Origin of the sequence: Gemmiger formicilis (assembly GCF_016901605.1) — a bacterium.
GTDB classification, from domain to species: domain Bacteria; phylum Bacillota; class Clostridia; order Oscillospirales; family Ruminococcaceae; genus Gemmiger; species Gemmiger formicilis_B.
Genome location: NZ_JACJKP010000003.1, coordinates 12890 through 31669, shown reverse-complemented (window position 1 = coordinate 31669; position 18780 = coordinate 12890). Strand labels below are relative to the sequence as shown.

The 18780-nt window shown below is 61.9% G+C and carries 14 protein-coding genes; 5 read left to right on the top strand and 9 right to left on the bottom strand.

Annotated features, from left to right (window positions below; translation table 11 throughout):
• Window positions 1-4: 4 nt before the first annotated feature.
• The gene (locus H6B10_RS00585) at window positions 5-1453 is read left to right on the top strand and encodes a DUF3048 C-terminal domain-containing protein (protein ID WP_204648971.1); all 1449 of its coding nucleotides are present in this window, start codon (window positions 5-7) and stop codon (window positions 1451-1453) included.
• Between the two features lie 49 nt (window positions 1454-1502).
• Here H6B10_RS00585 and H6B10_RS00580 read toward each other — a convergent pair whose 3' ends face one another.
• Window positions 1503-2138, bottom strand: a complete 636-nt coding sequence (locus tag H6B10_RS00580; RefSeq protein WP_204648970.1) for a histidine phosphatase family protein — start codon at window positions 2136-2138, stop codon at window positions 1503-1505.
• Between the two features lie 350 nt (window positions 2139-2488).
• Here H6B10_RS00580 and H6B10_RS00575 point away from each other — a divergent pair, with 350 nt between their 5' ends.
• Window positions 2489-3187, top strand: coding sequence for a helix-turn-helix domain-containing protein (locus H6B10_RS00575; RefSeq protein WP_204648969.1), 699 nt, complete (start codon window positions 2489-2491; stop codon window positions 3185-3187).
• A 54-nt stretch (window positions 3188-3241) separates the two neighbouring features.
• On the opposite strand, the gene H6B10_RS00570 is transcribed toward H6B10_RS00575, so the two are convergent.
• Window positions 3242-3493 (bottom strand): AbrB/MazE/SpoVT family DNA-binding domain-containing protein, encoded by a 252-nt coding sequence (locus H6B10_RS00570; RefSeq protein ID WP_204648968.1) that lies wholly within the window; start codon window positions 3491-3493, stop codon window positions 3242-3244.
• A gap of 358 nt (window positions 3494-3851) precedes the next feature.
• On the opposite strand from H6B10_RS00570, the gene H6B10_RS00565 reads away from it, so the two are divergent.
• The 3 genes from H6B10_RS00565 to H6B10_RS00555 all read left to right on the top strand — a co-directional run bounded on the left by H6B10_RS00565 (window position 3852) and on the right by H6B10_RS00555 (window position 9584).
• Window positions 3852-4796 carry an N-acetylmuramoyl-L-alanine amidase family protein gene (locus tag H6B10_RS00565; RefSeq protein WP_204648967.1) on the top strand — a complete coding sequence of 315 codons (945 nt, stop codon included), beginning with the start codon at window positions 3852-3854 and terminating at the stop codon, window positions 4794-4796.
• A gap of 238 nt (window positions 4797-5034) precedes the next feature.
• Window positions 5035-7323 (top strand): SpoIIE family protein phosphatase, encoded by a 2289-nt coding sequence (locus H6B10_RS00560; protein WP_204648966.1) that lies wholly within the window; start codon window positions 5035-5037, stop codon window positions 7321-7323.
• 185 nt (window positions 7324-7508) lie between these two features.
• Window positions 7509-9584, top strand: a complete 2076-nt coding sequence (locus H6B10_RS00555) for an elongation factor G (RefSeq protein ID WP_204648965.1) — start codon at window positions 7509-7511, stop codon at window positions 9582-9584.
• Between the two features lie 340 nt (window positions 9585-9924).
• Here the strand turns inward: H6B10_RS00555 and gltX are convergent, their stop codons facing one another.
• The 7 genes from gltX to H6B10_RS00520 all read right to left on the bottom strand — a co-directional run bounded on the left by gltX (window position 9925) and on the right by H6B10_RS00520 (window position 18743).
• Window positions 9925-11370 carry a glutamate--tRNA ligase gene (gene gltX, locus H6B10_RS00550; protein ID WP_204648964.1) on the bottom strand — a complete coding sequence of 482 codons (1446 nt, stop codon included), beginning with the start codon at window positions 11368-11370 and terminating at the stop codon, window positions 9925-9927.
• A gap of 71 nt (window positions 11371-11441) precedes the next feature.
• Window positions 11442-12725 carry a GTPase HflX gene (gene hflX / locus H6B10_RS00545; protein WP_243427198.1) on the bottom strand — a complete coding sequence of 428 codons (1284 nt, stop codon included), beginning with the start codon at window positions 12723-12725 and terminating at the stop codon, window positions 11442-11444.
• Window positions 12722-13300, bottom strand: a complete 579-nt coding sequence (locus tag H6B10_RS00540) for a GNAT family N-acetyltransferase (RefSeq protein WP_204648963.1) — start codon at window positions 13298-13300, stop codon at window positions 12722-12724. The genes hflX and H6B10_RS00540 overlap by 4 nt, the downstream gene beginning before the upstream one ends.
• A gap of 24 nt (window positions 13301-13324) precedes the next feature.
• Complete coding sequence (locus tag H6B10_RS00535) at window positions 13325-14785, bottom strand: lipopolysaccharide biosynthesis protein (RefSeq protein WP_204648962.1); 1461 nt, start codon at window positions 14783-14785, stop codon at window positions 13325-13327.
• Window positions 14786-14798: 13 nt separating this feature from the next.
• Window positions 14799-16112, bottom strand: a complete 1314-nt coding sequence (locus H6B10_RS00530) for a surface carbohydrate biosynthesis protein (RefSeq protein ID WP_204648961.1) — start codon at window positions 16110-16112, stop codon at window positions 14799-14801.
• A 16-nt stretch (window positions 16113-16128) separates the two neighbouring features.
• Entirely contained in the window at window positions 16129-17073 is a 945-nt protein-coding gene (locus H6B10_RS00525; protein WP_204648960.1) for a hypothetical protein, read from the bottom strand.
• Between the two features lie 185 nt (window positions 17074-17258).
• Window positions 17259-18743, bottom strand: coding sequence for an MBOAT family O-acyltransferase (locus H6B10_RS00520; protein WP_204648959.1), 1485 nt, complete (start codon window positions 18741-18743; stop codon window positions 17259-17261).
• Window positions 18744-18780 lie beyond the last annotated feature (37 nt).

The window sequence follows — 18780 nt, the reverse complement described above, 5'->3', positions numbered from 1 at the left end:
GTTTATGAAACGTTTACAGGCATTGGGTGTGGCGGCCGCCCTGCTGGCAGCGCTGCTGCTGGGCGGTTGTTCCGGCCAGGGAGAGTCCGGCGCGTCCTCGTCGGAGTCCGCCGTAGCCACCGCCACCCCCGAACCTACCCCTTTGACCGATCCGGTCCCCAACCCCCTGACCGGTGTGGCCGATGGTGACTATACCAACTGCCGCCCGGTGGCCGTCACACTGCGCACCCTGTCCGGCGCTACCCCCCACTGGGGGCTTTCCAGCGCCGATGTGCTGGTGGAAGGGGTGACCGAGGGCACCACCGCCAGCCTGATGGCGCTGTATTCCCGCGCCGATAACATCAGCAAGGCGGGACCGGTAGGCCCCGGGCGGGATCTGCTGCTGCAGTTTGCCCTGCCCCTCAACGCCGTCCCGGTGCATATCGACAAGAATATCTACGCCGAAAACCTGCTCAATACCCTGAGCTATCAGGATCTGGACGGTTACCACATCGGCAAGGCAGCTTTTGCCTTTGACCAGGACCGCCAGAATGCCGGTTACCGGGAAGAAAACTGCTGGTACACCACCGGCGAGATGATCCGCAACGGGCTGAACACCTACGGCACTTCGCTGGAGGGCGCCAACACGCCGCTGTTCCTCTTTGGGGAGCGGCAGCCGGTGGAGGAGGGCGCCCGCAACGCCACGGCGCTGACCATCACCTTCTCCCCCGATGACAGCGAACAGCTGATCTATACCCCGGAAACCGGTCTGTACGTCAAGACCAATGCCGACGGTTCCCCCACCACCGACGCTGACAACGGCCAGCAGGTGGCCTTTACCAATGTGTTTGTGCTCTATGCGTCCAGCGGCATCAAGGACGACGGCTACACCCGCCAGTACGATCTGACCGGCGGTACCGGCCTTTACCTGACCGGTGGCGCCTGGGAGCAGATCCAGTGGTCCAAGGAGGACGCCACCGCCCCGTTGCAGCTGACGGCCGCCGACGGCAGCCCGCTGGTGGTCAGCCCCGGCAAGAGCTTTATTGCGGTATGGGGCGGCTATTACGGCCAGAGCCTGCGCCTGACCGGTGCGGACGGTGCCGAACAGACCCTGCCCGAAAAACCCGCCCTGCTGGAAAGCGGCATCAGCGACGAAGCGGCTGCGGCTGCCCAGGCGGAATTTGACGCCAAGCAGAAGATCATCGACGCCCAGGCAGCGCTGGATGCGGCCAACGCCCAACTGTCCGAGGCCCAGACCGCCCTGCAGGAAGCCCAGGCCGCCCTGGATGCCGACAGCGAAAACCAGGAACTGATCACCAAGCGGGACGAAGCCCAGGCGCTGGTGGACAGCCTGAACCAGACCATTGCCGATAACCAGGCCATTCTGGACGCGGCGGGTGTTACCGCCGAACCGGAAGCAACCCCGGCCCCCGAGGCCGCCTCCTCAGACGCGGCTTCCTCCACGGCATCCTGACAACAATAACAAAGCGCCCCGGCGGTTACCCTGCCGGGGCGTTTTTTGGTTATTCCATGGCGTCCAGGTAGCCGGTGGGCACTACGTCGTAGGCTTCGGCCAGGTGGTCGCGCATCCACATTTCGGCGTCCAGCCGCACGCTGTACCCCGCGCCGGGGTCGGTCATCCACTCTTCCGGTTTGCGGAAGGGCAGGGCGTGCTGGGCCAGCATGTTCATGATCACGCCGCCGTGGGTCACACAGGCGGCTTCCTCGGTGTGGGTGCGCAGCATATACTCGAACATCTTCATCAGCATGCCCGAAGTACGGTTGAAAAAGGCCTGCCGGTCCTCGGCGCCTTCCGGCACCGTCCGGCTGGTGGGGTCCATCCACTGGGCAAACTCGGGGTTTTTGACCAGCTGCTGCAGCGGCTGGCCTTCAAACTTGCCGAAAGCCATCTCCCGCAGGTCCTGCAGTTCGATCTGCCGCACCCCGGGGAAAAGCAGCTCCGCCGTCTGGGTGGCGCGCAGCATGGGGCTGGTGAATACCAGCGGTACTGTGGGGTAGGTGAACTGCGCCTTCAGTTCTTCCAGCTGGGCGCGGCCCTCATCGCACAGCGGCAGGTCGGTGCCGCTGCCTATGTACAGCCCCTGCAGGTTGCCGGCCGTCAGGCCGTGGCGGATCAGATGCAGTTTGTAATATTTCACAGTGTTTCTCACTTTCTCCGTATAAAGGTATCGTTACCAGCATACCCCAAAATGGGCGCCGCCGCAACGGAAAATAGTTACAATTTGGTTACAAAACAAAAGCCCGGTCCCGGGGACCCCGCAGTTGCCCACAATATTTATACCTTTCTACAGGTTGTACTCCCCACATGTGGGCCACCCGGAGCGCCCCCGCGGGCAAAAGCAAAAAAACAGCCAAAAAGCGTCGAAAACCGGGTTTACAAAATGTTTTTTGACAGATATAATATACAACACGTAGAAATACCAACACTGGCGGTCCCGGCGGACCGGTGCCAGGGCACCGGGGGGACCTGCCACGGAAGAGGATGAATATGGCCATGGAGTTCAGCCGCATTCTTACGCTGCTGCGCAAAGAACGGGGCATTACACAAAAACAGGCGGCGCAGGACCTGGGGATCAGCCAGGCCCAGCTTTCCCATTACGAAAAAGGCATCCGGGAGTGCGGATTGGCCTTTGTGGTGCAGGTGGCGGACTATTACGGCGTCAGCTGTGATTACCTGTTGGGCCGCAGTGCGGAGCGCAGCGGCCAGACCATCCGGGTGGAGGACCTGCCCGAGACCGGTTCCCCCACCAGCGGCAGCGTTTACCGCGGCAGTGTGCTGCCCACCATGTACAAAAAGCTCATCGAGAATTCCCTGGATATTCTGTACGATAAACTGCAGGAAAGCGGCGACAAGCAGCTGGTCACCGACATCAGCCGCTACCTGATGCTGGCGGTGTACAAGGTATTCCGCCAGATGCACGATGCCTGCCCCCGCAATGTGACGGGCATGTTCCGTATTGGGGCGGCGCGCTGGCAGGCCAGTGCGGACGCAGCCATGCGGCTGACCGAAGCAGACCTGACCGCCACCCTGAAAGGGGAAGAGGGGAACCGGGACAGTGTGGACCCCGCCACCATGGCCCTGACCACCGAGCGGCTGACCCACGATTATCCCCGCCATGCCACCAGCCTGCTGAACCTGGTCAAAACGGCGGAGGAATCCATGCGCAGCCTGCAAAAAATGGAATAAGGCGGCCTTGCCGCATAAAAAGAACCGCCGCCCGGCAACGGGCGGCGGCTTTTGTTATTTTCCGGCAAGGGCGGCGCGGCAGCGGGGGCAGACGAATTTGCCGTGCAGCTGCACCGACCCGGTCACGACCTCGCCGCAAAGGGCGCAGGCATCGGCGGGACGGTATTTGCGCAGCAGAATGGCGTCCCCTTCGGTAAAAATCTCCAGCGGGGTGTCGGTGGTAATATCAAAGGTGCGGCGCAGTTCCTTGGGCAGGACCACACGGCCCAGCGAGTCAATATGGCGGACGATCCCGGTTGAAATCATAGAAAAACCTCCTGTTGCGGCAGGTGTCAATTTGCGGCAAATCGTGCAAAATATGGTGGATTTTTTTGTCCCCTGACGCAACTTCTTGTAGTTATTATACGAGAGTTTGGTAATATTGTCAATATTTGGAAGAGGAAAACTCTTCGACAAAATCCGACGAAATACGTTCCTTCGACAAAAATAGAAAAACTTGCCCCGGCGTGAGGGCGGAAGCTGCGGCTGCATGATTTCCAGCAAAACAAAAGGGCCGCGGCACGGGGTTCTCACAACACCGTTACAAGTCCGAAACAACTTCGACACAACTTGCCGGTAAAATATTCATAGATAGCCGGCGTCACAGCGGCAAAAGGAGTGTACAATGGCAAAGGGACGTGTAGTGTTTTACGAGGAATCCGACCGGCCGACAGCACCGCCGCGCACGGTCTATACCAACCAGGCACGGCGGCAGCGCCGCAAACGGCGCCGTCGGGGGCGCAGGCTGCTGTTTGCCCTGGCACTGCTGGTGGTGGTTTCCTCGGTGGGGTATGTGCTCTGGTATACCCATTCCCCTGCCGACAGTGTGATTTCCGATGCGGACCGGGACCAGGTGGAAAGTGATACCGGCGGTTCTGCCGACAGCACCGACCTGACCGCGGCGGCGGCCGAACCTGCCGATGGGCGCATTGTGGTGGCCATTGACCCGGGGCATGGGGGCGTCAACCCCAACATCGGCGCCGAGGACTACGGCAGCGAGGCCAACGGCCTGCGGGAAAGTGAAGTGACCCTGGCCACGGCGCTGGCGCTGTATGATCTGCTGGCGGCGGATGACCGCTTTGCCCCGGTGCTGACGGCGGACGGTACTACCTACCTGAAACCCAGCGAACGGGGCGCTGTGGCCGCACAGGCGGGGGCACAGCTGTTCCTTTCCATCCATCTGAACTACGACAGCAGCGCCTCCTCCAACGGGTTTGAGTGTTATGCCGCGCCGCCGGCCCTTTCCACCAACGCCGAGAGCGTCCGTTTCGGGCAGCTGGTGGCCCGGGCATTCAGCGACCTGGGGCTGCACCTGCGGGGCACCAACGGCGTGCGGTACTTATATTATGATGCCAACGACAACAAGCAAATCTATGAATCCACCGACACCACGGTGCGCTGGGACCCCACCTTTACGGTGCTGCAAGCCAGCGGCTGCCCCGCGGTGCTTTGCGAGGAAGGGTTCATCAGCAACAGCGGCGATATGGCGCTGCTGGCCGGGGAGGATGGCTGCCAGGCAGCCGCCCAGGCCTACTACGATTGTATCTGCAGCTATTTCAGCCTGACATAAACAACAGCCTCTGCGCGAACTTTGTGCGCAGGGGCTGTCTTTTTTGTTGTTTTGCCGCCTTGTACGCGGTACGCCGCACTTTTGCCGGGATTTTGGGCAGGGTTTGTCCGCCCGGCGGGCATTTGCACAGTTTCCCACTAGTTTTTGGGTTTCCACGGCCTGCGGCAAAAAGTACCGTTTGCTCCATGGTATAGTGCAGCTACCGTACGGCATACAACATAAAGGGGGAAACGATCCAATGGCTGTTTTTACCAATATAAAGGAGAATGTACATACCCCGGAATCCGGCATCGGGGTGCTGCTGCCCGCAGGGGCCCGCTGGTCGGCGCTGGCGTGGCAGGGGGCTGCCGCCGTCACCGGGGCGGTCCTGGGCGCGGGGCAAGTCTATGGCGGCGCAGCGCCTTTCGGTCTGGCGCTGGTCATGGGGTGCCCGCCTGCGTATCTGCTGGCTTCCGGCGTGGGGGCGCTGGTGGGCAGCCTGGCATTTCAGCCGCTGGCTATGGGGCTCAAACTGGCAGCCGGGGTGGCGGCTGCGGTAGCCGGGCGATGGCTGGGCGGCGGGCAGCTGCGGGTGGGCGCCCTGACCGGCGGTCTTGCCCTGCTGACGGCGCAGTTTCTGGAAATTTTTTTTGCAGGCGGCATCCTGGACCCCGGGCAGACCGTCGCCACGGGATGCACGGCTTTGCTGGCGGCGGGACTTGGCTGGGCGTTCGTCCATTTTCCGCTCCGGGAACCAAGGGGAGCCTGCCTGTGGCTGGCGGTGGGGGTGGCCTGCCTGCAGCGCTGTTCCCTCGGGCCGTTGGCTCCGGGCCTGGCACTGGCCGCGGCGGCCGGGCTGTGCGCCGCCGTGGCAGGTACTTTGGAACAGACGGCGGTACTCAGCATTGCGCTGGCGGCTGCCATTACGGCCGCCAGCCCGTCGTTGTGTTATGCGGCCCTCAGCGTAGCGCTGGGCAGCCTGGCGGCGTCCTGCCTGTTCCCGGGGGAGCGGTGGCGCTGCGCGGGGGTGTTCGTGGTGGGGTGTACGGTGGGGGCACTGGCGTCGCCCGACGCCGCAGGGGTACTGCCCCTGGCTGCCGGCGGGGGGCTGGGCCTTTGTACTGCGGTAAGCCTGCCCGGCGAATGGCTGCGTACCGTCTTTCCGCCGCCCGCGCCGCCGGCCCAGACCCAGGGAATCAGCGGGGCGGCCCGCCGTCTGGCCAGTGTGGCCGATACCCTCAGCGATATTGCCGATACGGTCAACGCCGTATGCGCCCGGCAGATGCCCCCCAAAGGGGAAAACTTCGACTTCGTGGTGGAGCACATCGCCCGCACCACCTGCCAGACCTGCACCCGGCGCAGCCGCTGCTGGGTGCGGGGCTATGCCACGGCCATGGATGGTTTGTACCAGTTAAAGCCCACGTTGGAGAGCAGCGGCCATGTGGAGGTGGAGGACCTGCCGGGACAGCTTTCGGTATGCATCCATCCCAGCGACCTGTGTACGGCGGCCAACCACGGGTATCGTCTGTGGCGCAGCCGCCGCCAGACCCGGGCCCGGGCCACCCAGCTGCGCGCCGCGCTGACCGAGCAGTACAGCGCCCTGGCAGGGGCGCTGGCACAGCTGGCGGGGCGGTTGGGCCAGGCGGGGCTGCCGGACCCCCGGAGGGAGAGCAAGGTGGCCCAGCTGTTTATGGGGCTGGGACTGGACGCGCTGGAATGCAGCGTGACCTCCGACCTCGCGGGCCGCCTGACCGTAGCGGTGACCATAGCCCGTACCCGATTTACCGAGGAAGAAGTCACGGAGCTGACCGGGGAGGTGAGCCGTATCTGCCGCCGTGACCTGGATTTGCCCGAAATCACCCATTGCCGCACCGTTACCATGCTCAGCTTTGGGGAGCGGCCTGTTTTCCGTGCCGAGTTCGGCGCGGCGGGCCGCCCGGCCAAAGGGCAGACGGTCAGCGGCGATGCCTTGGAACAATTCTGTGATACCAGCGGCCGTGCCCAGATGCTGTTGTGCGACGGTATGGGGACCGGCCGTCCGGCGGCGGTGGACGGCCAGATGGCAGCCCGGCTGACCAGCCAGCTGCTGCGGGCGGGGTTTGCCGCCGAAAGCGCGGCCCGGCTGGTCAATGTGGCCCTGGGCCTGAAAAGTGCCGAGCAGGAATCCGGCGCCACGCTGGACCTGCTGACCATCGACCTGTATACCGGCCGGGCCGGGCTGTTCAAGGCCGGTGCCGCGCCCAGTTTTCTGGTGCGGGGCGGGGTGCCCCGTATGCTGGAGGGCGCCAGCCTGCCCATGGGCGTGATGGACAGCCTGGTGGGGCGGTCCACTACCTTTGGGCTGGATGCGGGGGACTGGGTGGTGCTGGTCAGTGACGGCGCCCTGGCCGACGGCAGCGAGTGGCTGATGCAGCAGCTGCAGCTGTGCGCCAAACTGGGGCACACGCCCCAGCAGGCAGCCCAGACCATTGCCGACGCGGCGGTGCGCCGTGCGGGAGAAAAACAGGATGACATCACCGTGGCGGTGGTGCGTCTGGCGCAGCCGTAAAGCAGGGAGGGGGATAGATTTGTCAACTGCCTAAAAATATTTCAAGAAAATCAGAAAAAACTGTTTAAAATTCCACAAATATGTGGTAAAGTAGTATCAATCGGTGAGAAATGTTCAAATTCACCATAATTCTACGCCGCAGGGCGCGCGTAAAAGCCCCGGCGCGAAAAGAGGTTTGACGATTCATGGACTATGCAAGCAAAGACATCCGCAACATTCTGGTGGCCGGTCATGCCGGGTGCGGTAAGACGACGCTGACCGAAGCATTGCTGTATCTGAGCGGTGCGACCGAGCGCATGGGCCGTGTGGAAGACGGCACCACCACCAGTGACTTTGACCCCGAAGAAGTACGCCGCAAAGCATCGCTGAATTCCAGCGTGGTTCCGGTAGAGTATCAGGGCATCAAGTACAACCTGATCGATACCCCGGGTCTGTTTGACTTTGAGACCGGCGCCGCTGAGGGTGTCATGGCTGCCGAGAGTGTGCTGATCTGCGTATCGGGCCGTTCGGGCGTCAGCGTAGGTGCCGAGAAAGCCTACCGCCTGGCCTGCAAGAACAACAAGGCGCGGATGATCTTTGTGACCAAGACCGACCTCGAAAACGCCGACTATTTCAAGATCCTGGAGCAGATGAAGATCCAGTTCGGACCCAGTGTCTGCCCCTGTGTGGTGCCCGTTCGTCTGGACGACGGCACCGTTGCATACATCAATCTGTTCAGCCAGAAGGCCTTCAAGTATGAGGGCGGCAAGCAGATCCAGATCGACCTGCCCGACATCGGCCACCGTTTTGAGGGGTTGATCCAGGCCATGAGCGAGGCCATCGCCGAGACCGACGAGGCCCTGATGGAAAAATTCTTTGAAGGCGAACCCTTCACCACGGAAGAGATCGTACAGGGCATGGCTACCGGCGTGCGCAGCGGCCAGATCACCCCGGTGTTCTGCGGCAGTGCCGTGAACAACCAGGCGCTGGATATGCTGCTATACAACATGAACGTGCTGCTGCCCGGCGCCGACACCGCCGCAGCCGTGGGCGAGACCAAGGACGGCGAGCCGGTGGAAGTGACCGCCGACCCGGATGCACCCCTTTGCGCCTATGTGTTCAAGACGGTGGCGGACCCGTTCGTGGGCAAGCTGAGCTTCATCAAGGTTTTGTCCGGCAAGCTGACGGCCACCAGCAACGTGGTGAACAGCCGCACCGGTCAGCCGGAGCGCCTGGGCAAGACCCTGACCATCTGCGGCAAAAAGCAGACCGATACCGCGGCCATCACCACCGGTGACATCGGTGCGGTGGCCAAACTGGCCACGGCCAAAACCGGCGACACCCTGTGCGATCCTGCCCGTGTGGTAGCCCTGCCGGCGCCTTCCTACCCCATTGCCAGCTACCGCATGGCGGTCAAGGTGGCCAAGAAGGGCGACGAAGGCAAAGTTTCCGGTGCGCTGGCCCGCCTGATTGAAGAAGATCCGGCCATCACCTTTGTGGTGGACCCCGAAACCAAACAGCAGATCATCAGCGGTCTGGGGACCCAGCATCTCGAAGTGGCGCTTGCCAAGCTCAAGAATAAGTTCGGTGTCGAGATCACGCTGGAAACCCCGCGGGTCGCTTACCGTGAATCCATCCGCAAGAGCTGCAAGGCCCAGGGCCGCCACAAGAAGCAGACCGGCGGTCACGGCCAGTTCGGTGATGTGTGGATTCAGTTCGAGCCCATCGAGGGCGAAACCATTGAATTTGCCGAGAACGTGTTCGGCGGCAGCGTGCCGAAGAACTTCTTCCCGGCGGTAGAAAAGGGTGTCCGCCAGGCTGCCGAGCACGGCGTGCTGGCCGGGTATCCCATGGTGGGCATGAAAGCCACCCTGCTGGACGGCAGCTACCATCCCGTAGACTCCAGCGAAATGGCGTTCATTATGGCCGCCAAGCTGGCGTATAAGGCTGCGGTGCCCGAGGCTGGCCCCGTGCTGCTGGAACCCATCGGCGCCCTGCAGGCGCACGTCCCGGCGGACAACACCGGCGATATTATGGGTGAGGTTACCAAGCGGCGCGGCCGCGTGCTGGGCATGAACCCGGACGACGACGGCATGCAGGTGGTGGAAGCGGAAGTGCCCATGGCCGAAATGCAGGATTTCACTACCTTCCTGCGGCAGCTGACCCAGGGCCGCGGCTGGTATACCTTCGATTTCGTGCGGTATGAGGTCCTGCCCCAGATGCTGGAAGCCAAGGTGATTGAACAGGCCAAGGCGCTGGGCAACTTCGCCGACGACGAATAATCCCCGGAAGGGGACTTGTTCCTGTTCTTTCTTTGCAAAGAAAGAACCAAAGAAACTCCAAACAAAAAGCAGAGGTCCGTGGCGGATGCCACGGGCCTCTGCTTTTTCATGGAAAGTTCTTTTGGTACGCCTTTACACAGAAAGAATAAAAAAAGTTCCCATCAGCGGACATGTGCCGACGATGGGAACACCGACAGGGAAATTTTACCCGAAATTGTGTGCGAGGCCCAAAGGCCGAGTGCGCGGTTTTGGGTAAAATTTTGTCGAGGGGGATTCCAAAGAGGGGGAACAGGCCCGGCAGGCAATTGCCGTGCGGGCCCGTTCCCCCTTTTGATTCAGGTTACAGTGCCGCCAGGGCGGTGCGTACGCGGGCCAGGGTTTCCTCCTTGCCCAGCATGGCGGCCAGGTCGGTGCCGCCGCCCGGGGTACGGCTCTTGCCGGAGAGCGCGATGCCCAGGGGATACAGCAGCCAGCCGTTCTTTTTCTCCATCTGCTCGGCCAGCACCTTGCAGGCTTCAAAGATGGCATCCCGGTTCCAGTCTGCCATGCCTTCCAGCACCGGCAGCAGGGCGGTCAGGGCCTCTTTGGCGCTTTCCGGGGTGGTTTTCTGCTTCTTGTTGCGGTACAGCTCCGCATCATAGGGCACCACCGCGTCAAAGAAATCCAGCTGCGGGGGAATATCCTCCAGCACTTCGCAGCGGGGCTGCAGGTTGGCGCACAGCAGGTCGCGGTCAATGTCGCGATGCACGGCGCTGTCAATGAACGGGTCGGCCAGACGGCGGAACTCCTCCGCCGGCAGGGCGCGGATGTACGCCGCGTTGATGGCCCGCAGCTTCAGCGGGTCAAAGATGGCCGGGGACTTGGAAATGCGGCTGGGGTCCCAGATCTTGATCATCTCGTCCAGGGTGAAGATCTCCTGCTCGCCTTCCGGGGCCCAGCCCAGCAGCAGCAGATAGTTCAGCACCGCCTGGGGCAGATAGCCTTTGGCCACCAGGTCCTGGTAGCTGGCGTCGCCGTTGCGCTTGGACAGCTTGTTCTGGGCGTCCTTCATGACCGGCGGGCAGTGGACGTAGATGGGTTTCTCCCAGCCGAAAGCCTCATACAGCAGGTTGTATTTGGGGGTGGAGGACAGGTACTCGCTGCCGCGGATCACGTGGGAAATGCCCATCAGGTGATCGTCCACCACGTTGGCAAAGTTGTAGGTGGGCATGCCGTCGGTCTTGATCAGGATCTGGTCGTCCAGTTCGCTGACGTTCACCTCAATGTGGCCGTAGACCACATCGTCAAAGCCCGCCACGCCGCTCTCGGGAATCTTCTGGCGGATGACATAGGGTTCGCCTGCCGCCAGCTTGGCCGCCACTTCCTCTTCGCTCAGGTTGCGGCAGTGGCCGTCGTAGTGGGTCATCTCACCGGCGGCGCGCTGTGCCTCGTGCAGCTCGTTCAGCCGCTCCTCGGTGCAGAAGCAGTAATAAGCCTTGCCTTCCTTTACCAGCTGCTCCGCATACTGCTTGAACATGCCCATGCGTTCGCTCTGTACGTAGGGGCCCACGGGACCGCCGATGTCCGGGCCTTCGTCCCAGGTCAGGCCGGTGGCGCGCAGGGTGCCGTAGATGATATCGGTGGCGCCTTCCACCAGACGGCCCTGGTCGGTGTCCTCAATGCGCAGGATAAAGGTGCCGCCATTGTGGCGGGCCTGCAGATAGGTGTACAGCGCGGTGCGCAGGTTGCCTACGTGCATATAGCCGGTGGGCGACGGCGCAAAGCGGGTGCGTACGTTGGATGCCATAAACAAAACCCCTTTGTTCTTTGTACTGTGTTTCTATCGAAAGTATAGCGGCCCGGAGGGGACCTGTCAACTTAGATCAGGTAGGGCTCAAACCGATGCAGATCATCGATCTTTACGGTGCCCTGGTAATAGACGCCGGTATCCCGGTATTCTTCGGCCAGAACGCTGCCCCGGCTGCGCAGGATGTCTGCCAGCGCCAGCTTGTCGTAGGGCAGCACCACCTCAATGGTGCGTACCCGGTGGGCCAGTTCCTCGTCCAGGCGGGCCAGCAGTTCCGGCAATCCGCGGCCGGTCTTGGCGCTGGTCAGCAGCATGGCCGGGTCAAAGGCCGTCAGGTTGGCGGCGTCGCATTTGTTGTAGACCACCAGCTGGGGAATATCCCCGCAATCCAGCGTGCCCAGCACCTCATCGGTGACCGAAAGCTGTTCCGTGGCCTGGGGGTCGGAAGCATCGGCCACCTTTACGATCACATCCGCAAAGGCTGCTTCCTCCAGGGTGCTCTTGAAGGCTTCCACCAGGTGGTGGGGCAGGCGGCTTACAAAGCCGACGGTGTCCACCAGAATGACCTGCAGCCCGCTGGGCAGCGTCAGCTTGCGGGCGGTGGGGTCCAGGGTGGCGAACAGCATGTCCGCTTCAAAAATCTGTTCCCCGCACAGGGCGTTCAGCAGGCTGGATTTGCCCACGTTGGTGTAGCCCACCAGGGCAATCACCGGCACGTTATTCTTGCGGCGGGCGCGGCGGGTTTCACCCCGGCGCTTTTCCATCTCCCGCAGTTTGCCTTCCAGGTGTTCGATGCGCTGGTGCAGGTGCCGGCGGTCCAGTTCCAGTTTCGTTTCACCGGCGCCGCGGCGGGCACCGGCACCGCCGCCGCCACCGCCGCCCTGGCGGCTCAGGCTTTCGCCCAGCCCCTGCAGGCGGGGCAGCTGATAGCGCAGGGTGGCCAGTTCGGTCTGCAGCTTGCCTTCGTTGGTGGTGGCTCTGGCCCGGAAAATCTCCAGGATCAGCATGGTGCGATCCAGCACCTCCACCTGCAGCGCCGCCGACAGGTTGCGGATCTGGCTGCCGGTCAGTTCGCCGTCAAAAATGGCGGCTTGGGCGTTCAGGTTCTGGCAGACCAGCCGTGCTTCGGCCACTTTGCCTTCCCCCAGCATGGTGGCGGCTTCCGGAACGGCGCGCTTCTGCACCACCTCGGCCACTGCCTCCATGCCGTTGGCGTCAGCCAGTGCCCGCAGTTCGTCCAGGCTGCGGGTCATGTCGTACCGGCCCTGGTCCAGTGCCAGCAATACCACGGGGATGGCCTCCCCCTGGGTCTGCTTCTGGGCCGTGGTGCCGAAATCCAAGGTAATCTCGCTCATAAATCCTCTTTGATCAGATGGTACGCCCGGCAGGGTACCGGGGTGCCGTCAAATTTGTGGTCGGTGATGTCGTGGTCATACACGAACCCTGCCTTTTGCAGCACGGCGCTGCTGGCAATGTTGTCGTTGGCATGGCAGGCTGCCAGCCACAGGGCGCCCACCGTGTCGAACCAGTAGTCCCGCACGGCACACAGGGCCTCGGTGGCATAGCCTTTGTTCCACCACTTGCGGCCCAGGGCATAGCCGGTCTCCCAGGTGGGGCCAAGGCGTTCGGTGTTCAGGTGCCATCCGGTTTTCATATCCACCGCCGAAAACAGGCTGATGGTGCCGAACAGCACGCCGCTGCGTTTTTCCACAATGCCCCACTGGTAATAGGCAGGGTCGGGGTAATGTTTTTCCCATTCGTTGAGCAGCTCCGCCGTTTCGGTCCAGGTGCGGTGGGCATTCCACCGCAGGTACCGGGTCACTTCCGGGTCGCTGGCCCAGTTGTTGTACATCATTTCGCTGTCATCCACCGACAGCCGCCGCAATACAAGGCGGCCGGTTTCCAGCTCCTGGGTGCCGCAATGTTTCATGGTTGACTCCTCTTTTCAGACGGTTTACTTTTTGGAAAGAATGCTCCGCAGGATGCCCAGGCCCATCTGCCACAATTTGATGAGCTGGGTGCGGTACAGGGTGCAATAGATAAACAGGGTGGTGCCCGCCAGCAGGAACTTGAGCACAAAATGCTGCCACAGCAGGGTACCGGCGGCCGTTACCGCAAAGGCCAGCAGGAAGCCCGAAACGGTTTTGGCAAAGCTGGGAATGGTGCGGTAGTACATCTGGCCGGTGACGGTGCGGTACAAAAAGGCCAGACCGTTGCTGGCAGCCAGGGAAAGGGCTGCACCGGTAAGCCCCATGGAGGGCACCAGCACCGAGCAGAGCACAAAGTTGCTTGCCGCGCCGATGGCAATGCCGATGGTATCGTGCCAGGGTTTGCGGGCGATGGAGTTGCCGTAGACGGTGCCCTCGCACAGGATGGTGAACACCACGGCCAGCATCAGCAGGGGGAAGATGGCCAGGCAGTCCCGTTTGTTGGCAAAGATCCAGAACACGATGTCCTCGAACATGACCAGCACGCAGAAGAACCCGAAGATCAGCAGATTCAGGATGTCATGCACCCGGGCGATGCGCTCCTGTTCCTCCCGGTAATGGGCGTAAACGTAAGGCCCCCAGTAGGTGGAAAAACCTGCCTGGATGGCGGTGACCAGCTGGGCCAGGCTGTAGCCGAAGGCAAACAGGCCCTGGGCGTTGTCGCCGCAGTAGTTGCTGATGAAGGAAAGGCAGACGCCGCTGGACAGGCTGAACAAAATCTGGGCCGGGGCCAGGGCGATGCCGTAGGGCAGCACGGTGCGGGCGATGCCGGCAGCCATGGGAGCGGGCAGATCGCTGAAAGCGGCGGCCCGGTACTTGAACCCGAAGGCAATGACCACCACGCCGAAGCTGAGGATGGCCGCCAATGCCAGGATGGTCACATTGGAGGTGAAGAAGCCCGGCAGCAGGTAGATCAGGTTGTAGCAGGTCTGCATCCACAGGGTCTCGGCGGTGTAGGCCCGCAGGTCGTTTTCCAGCCGGAGCAATACGTTCAGGTACCGCACCAGCATGTACAGCCCGGCATTTACAAACAGCAACGGAATGATGCCGGGCCCGGCGGTGCCGAGGCCCAGGGCGGCGGCCAGGGGCCGGGCAAAAAACAGGCTGCACACCACGCCCAGCGCCAGCATGAACGCCACCGAAAGGCGGGTACACCCGGCAAAGAGCTGCCGGGGTTTGGCTCCGGCGGGGGGCTCGTGGTAAAAGCGCAGCAATGCCTGGTCCAATCCCAGGATGCCGATGTTCATAAAGGTGGCGGTGTAGGTCATAAAGGTGACCGGGGCGCCCAGCACCTCGCTGGGCAGCAGGCCTTTGACGATGAGGGCCACGCCGGTGATCACAAAACCCAGATAGGTGGCCACCGAATATTTCATCACGTTGCCCGCAAAGCTCTGCCCGGCGGACGCTTTCTTTTCGCTGTCTGGCATACAGGCGCCTCCTTTAGCGGACATAAGGCCGGATGCGGTCGGTCATGGCGGCCACCTGTTCGGGGGTCACATGGGCCTTGTCCACATAGCCGTAGATGCGCTGGGCAAAATTGGCCAGCGGCGGGCAGAAACCAAACACCCGGCGGGGTTCCCAGCCCCGGCGGTACAAAAAGTGTACCCCGGCCAGGGCGCAGAATTTCAGCAGATTGAAATGGGGCTTGAAGCCTTCTCCCATGGGTTCGTCCCGGGGCGGGTTTTTGTACACATCCTCCAGCAGGTCGGCCATCCGGCGGTAAGCGGGGATGGGGGAGGGGTCAAAGTACCCCTCGATGACCTCCCGCTCAATGGGGAAGGGCGGGTCATTCTCGGCCATGGCGGCGGTAAATTCCTCGTAGGTGGTCACATAGCGGGCGCCCTTGTAGATGACGGGGTCGTACTCGTGCTCAATGGGCACGGGGCGCAGGATGTGGCAGCTTTTGCCGGCCATGTATACTTCAGCAATGGCGGTGCTCATCCAGATGGAGATGGAATCCGCCGCCACGATCCACTGTTTGACCGAATCGGCAAAAATCACGTGGAAGTTGGGCCGTTTGCGGGCCAGTTCTTCCAGGGCGGGGCTGTTCCACTCGCTGGGGTGGCGGCGGTAGACCAGTTCCACCTCGGGGTGTTCGGCCAGGTAACGGTCAAACCAGTCCAGCGTCTGGGTCATGGAAACCCGGTTGGTACGGGCAAAACCGGTAAAGTCGGTACCCGCCATTCTGGAAAGTTCGGCCACCTCGTCATCGTTCATGCTGGCATAGCCAAAGCTGGAAATGTACAGGTGCAGCTTTTTGGCGGGGTCCAGGCCGAATTTCTCACACAGGGCCTGTTTGTCCAGGAAATAACCGGTAAATTCCGGGCGCAGAAAGTCCATCATCACGGCGCCGGTGACGGGGGTGTTCTTGGCCTCCATGCCGTGGGCCTGCAGCCGCAAGGCGGTGCGCTTGCCCCAGCAGGTCTGCACGCACTTTTTGGCGTTGCCGTTCATGTTGAACCAGTCGCCTTCCTCCTGTGTGTCGGAAAGCATCTGCTCCCAGTGCAGGTTCACGATCTTGTTGCAGCGGCCGATGTTGTTGTACACATGGCTGTTGATGGCCTCGTTGTCATACATGCAGCTGGCCACCAGTACCTCCGGTTTGTCCCGGCGGAACAGGCGCAGGTATTTGGGGTCCAGCAGCTGGCGGATCTCCACCGAGTAGCCCCGGCGTTCCAGCTCTAATTTGAGCAGCAGGTCGCTCTCGTATTCGCGCACCGTGTGCTCATACAAAATCAAAAAATCCAGTGCCACAAGCTTCTCCTTGCTCTCAGGCCTTCAGGTCGCTGAACAGCTGGGCCGTCCAGTCGGGCAGGCCGTAGCGTTCGTCCAGATGGAACCCGTCGTAAAATTGGGTGTCGTCGTCGGTAATGCAGCTGCCGCCCCACTCGTAGTCCAGCAGGGTAAAGGCCCCTTCCTCACTCCAGGTGCGCAGGGTGGGCAGCACCTGGTTCTCCATAGCCTCGGTGATGCCGAACACGTCGCACACTTCGGTGCGCACGTTGTCCGCCATGGGCGGCAGCACCACGATCAGCTCCACACCCCGGGCCGCGCAGGTCTGCCCCAGTTGGTGCAGCCGTTCCAACTGCTCGGTGTTCAGGGCCCAGTTGCGGCATTTGGGGGTGATGGTGGCCGGGTAATCGTACAGTTTGCGGTGCAGCGGCAGCACGGTGCCGTCGTCGGCCAGATAATCGCTCTCCACCCAGTCGCCGGATTCAATGGTGTCCGGCGTGCCGCGGATGGTGTCCATCAGCACGGTCAGGGCGTTGACGTTGTATTCCAGATTCAGGCAGTAGGCAAGGGGATTGTTCAGCGTTTCCTCCAGCTGGGCAAACCGGTCGGTGTTGTACCCTTCGTTGAGGGTGTAGAAGGACAGCCCGATGAGCAGGCTATCCACGGGGTTGCCGCTGTCCAGTACGTAATCCGCCAGGTCCAGGGTCTCTTTCAGGGAAGCACCGCCGAAGGACAGGTTCTGCCAGGTTTCGCCGCTTACTTCCTCCACCAGGTCCATATCAAAGTGGGCCAGGCGGCTGTCGCCCAAAATCAGGTGGGTGCCGGGGGACTGCTGGTAGGCGCGCACCCGCGCCACCGGCTGGCTGGAACCGGCAGATGCCTTAAGCCCAAAATAGTTGTTGGGCTCAAAGGCCACAAACACCGCCAGCCAGACCAGTACCGGAATGGCCAGCAGCGCCAGTTTTTTCAGAATATTTTTCACAGGCCAATCCTTTCTGTTGGTGTGGCAATGGCGTTATTCAAAACCGTCTGCACCGGCGGACATCTACGGCCTAAGAGCCGCTGCTGCGCAGCGGTTGGCCTACGAAACGCGCCTGCGGGCGCAGTGCGCCGACGATGCAGACACCTGCGGGGAACTTGTCCCCTCTGAAGCAGCAAAGCAGCGTTTTAAAATCCCGCATACATGCCGAATCCCGCATTGCCGAAGCCGCCGCTCTGCATGATGTAACCCGCCAGCAGGCAGATCACCAGCAGATAGTAGATCACCCAGCGGTGTTTTTCTCCGGCCAGGGCGATCTCGGCAGGCTTGTTTTTATAGGTGAAAGCCCGGCGGGTATCCAGCCAGAAGGCCAGTACCAGCACCGCTGCCATAAAGGCGTAGTAGGCCGCCACCATGATGGTGTTGGCGTAGAAGGCGGTATACACCGCGCTGTACAGTTCCCCGGCAAAGCGGGCGGGATTCCAGCCCCGGAACCACCCGGCCAGATAGCCGAAGGCATCGTTCACGGTCAGGGTACCTGCGGGGGCGGAACCCACCCGGAAGAACACCATGCTTACCGTCCACAGCACAAAGACCACGGCCCGCTTGGCGCGCACCACCCGCAGGGGGGCTTTCTTTTTGGGTTTGCCGAACCGGCGGTGGAGCAGTTCCTCCCCCAGACGATAGCAGGCCTGCAAAAGGCCCCACACCACAAAGGGCAGGGTGTTGCCGTGCCAGAAGCCCGATACAAAGAATACCGTAAAGACGCAGACTTCGGCAGGCAGGCGCTGCAGACGGCCCCGGCTCACGCCGGACAGATCCGCCCAGGCCAGCGGCATGAACAGATAATCCTGTAACCAGGAAGAAAAGCTGATATGCCACCGGCTCCAGAATCCGGAAAAGTTGGTGGCAAAGAAAGGCGTTTTGAAGTTTTCCGGCAGGTCCAGCCCCAGGAACAGGCCCACGGCCCGGGCAACCTCGGAATAGCCGGAAAAGTTGAAATACAGCTGCAAGGTATAGGCCACGGCGCCCAGAATCAGCATGGGGCCGCCGTAGGTCTGGTAGTGGGGGAATACTTCATCCACCAGTACCCCCAGCACGTCGCTCACGGCCACCAGCTTGAACAGGCCCAGTGCCATCAGCCGCAGGCCCCGCACGGTGCGGGCGGCGTCAAAGCGGTGTTCCTCTTTCAGCTGGGGCAAAAACGCGCCGCCCCGGCAGATGGGGCCCTGGGTGACAGTGGCGAAAAAATTCAGGAACAGCGCACAGTGGATGAAGTTGGCCTCCACCTCACAGTCGCCCCGGGCAGCATCGATCAGGTAGGCGATGGCCGCAAAGCTGTAAAAGCTGATGCCCAGAGGCATGGCCACGGCCTGCCAGCCCGCCAACCCGGCAAAGGCACCGTTGTACTTGAAAAAGGCAAGGATGAAGAGAAGCCCCACGACCCCCACCCGCAGAACGGCGGTTTTGTGGGGGCCGGCCAGGGCCCGGCCGCAAAGATAGGTAAATACCGCAATGGCAATGGTCACCGGCAGCATGGACGGCATGGCCAGCGCATAGAATACCCAGCTGGCGCCCAGCAAAAAGGGGCTCTGCCACCGCTGCGGCAGATGCAGGTACACCGCAGCCACCACCAGTAAAAAGCCGAAAAAGCCGAAACTCTGCAGGCTCAACGGCGCACCTCCTGACTATACTTATAGAAGTAACAAC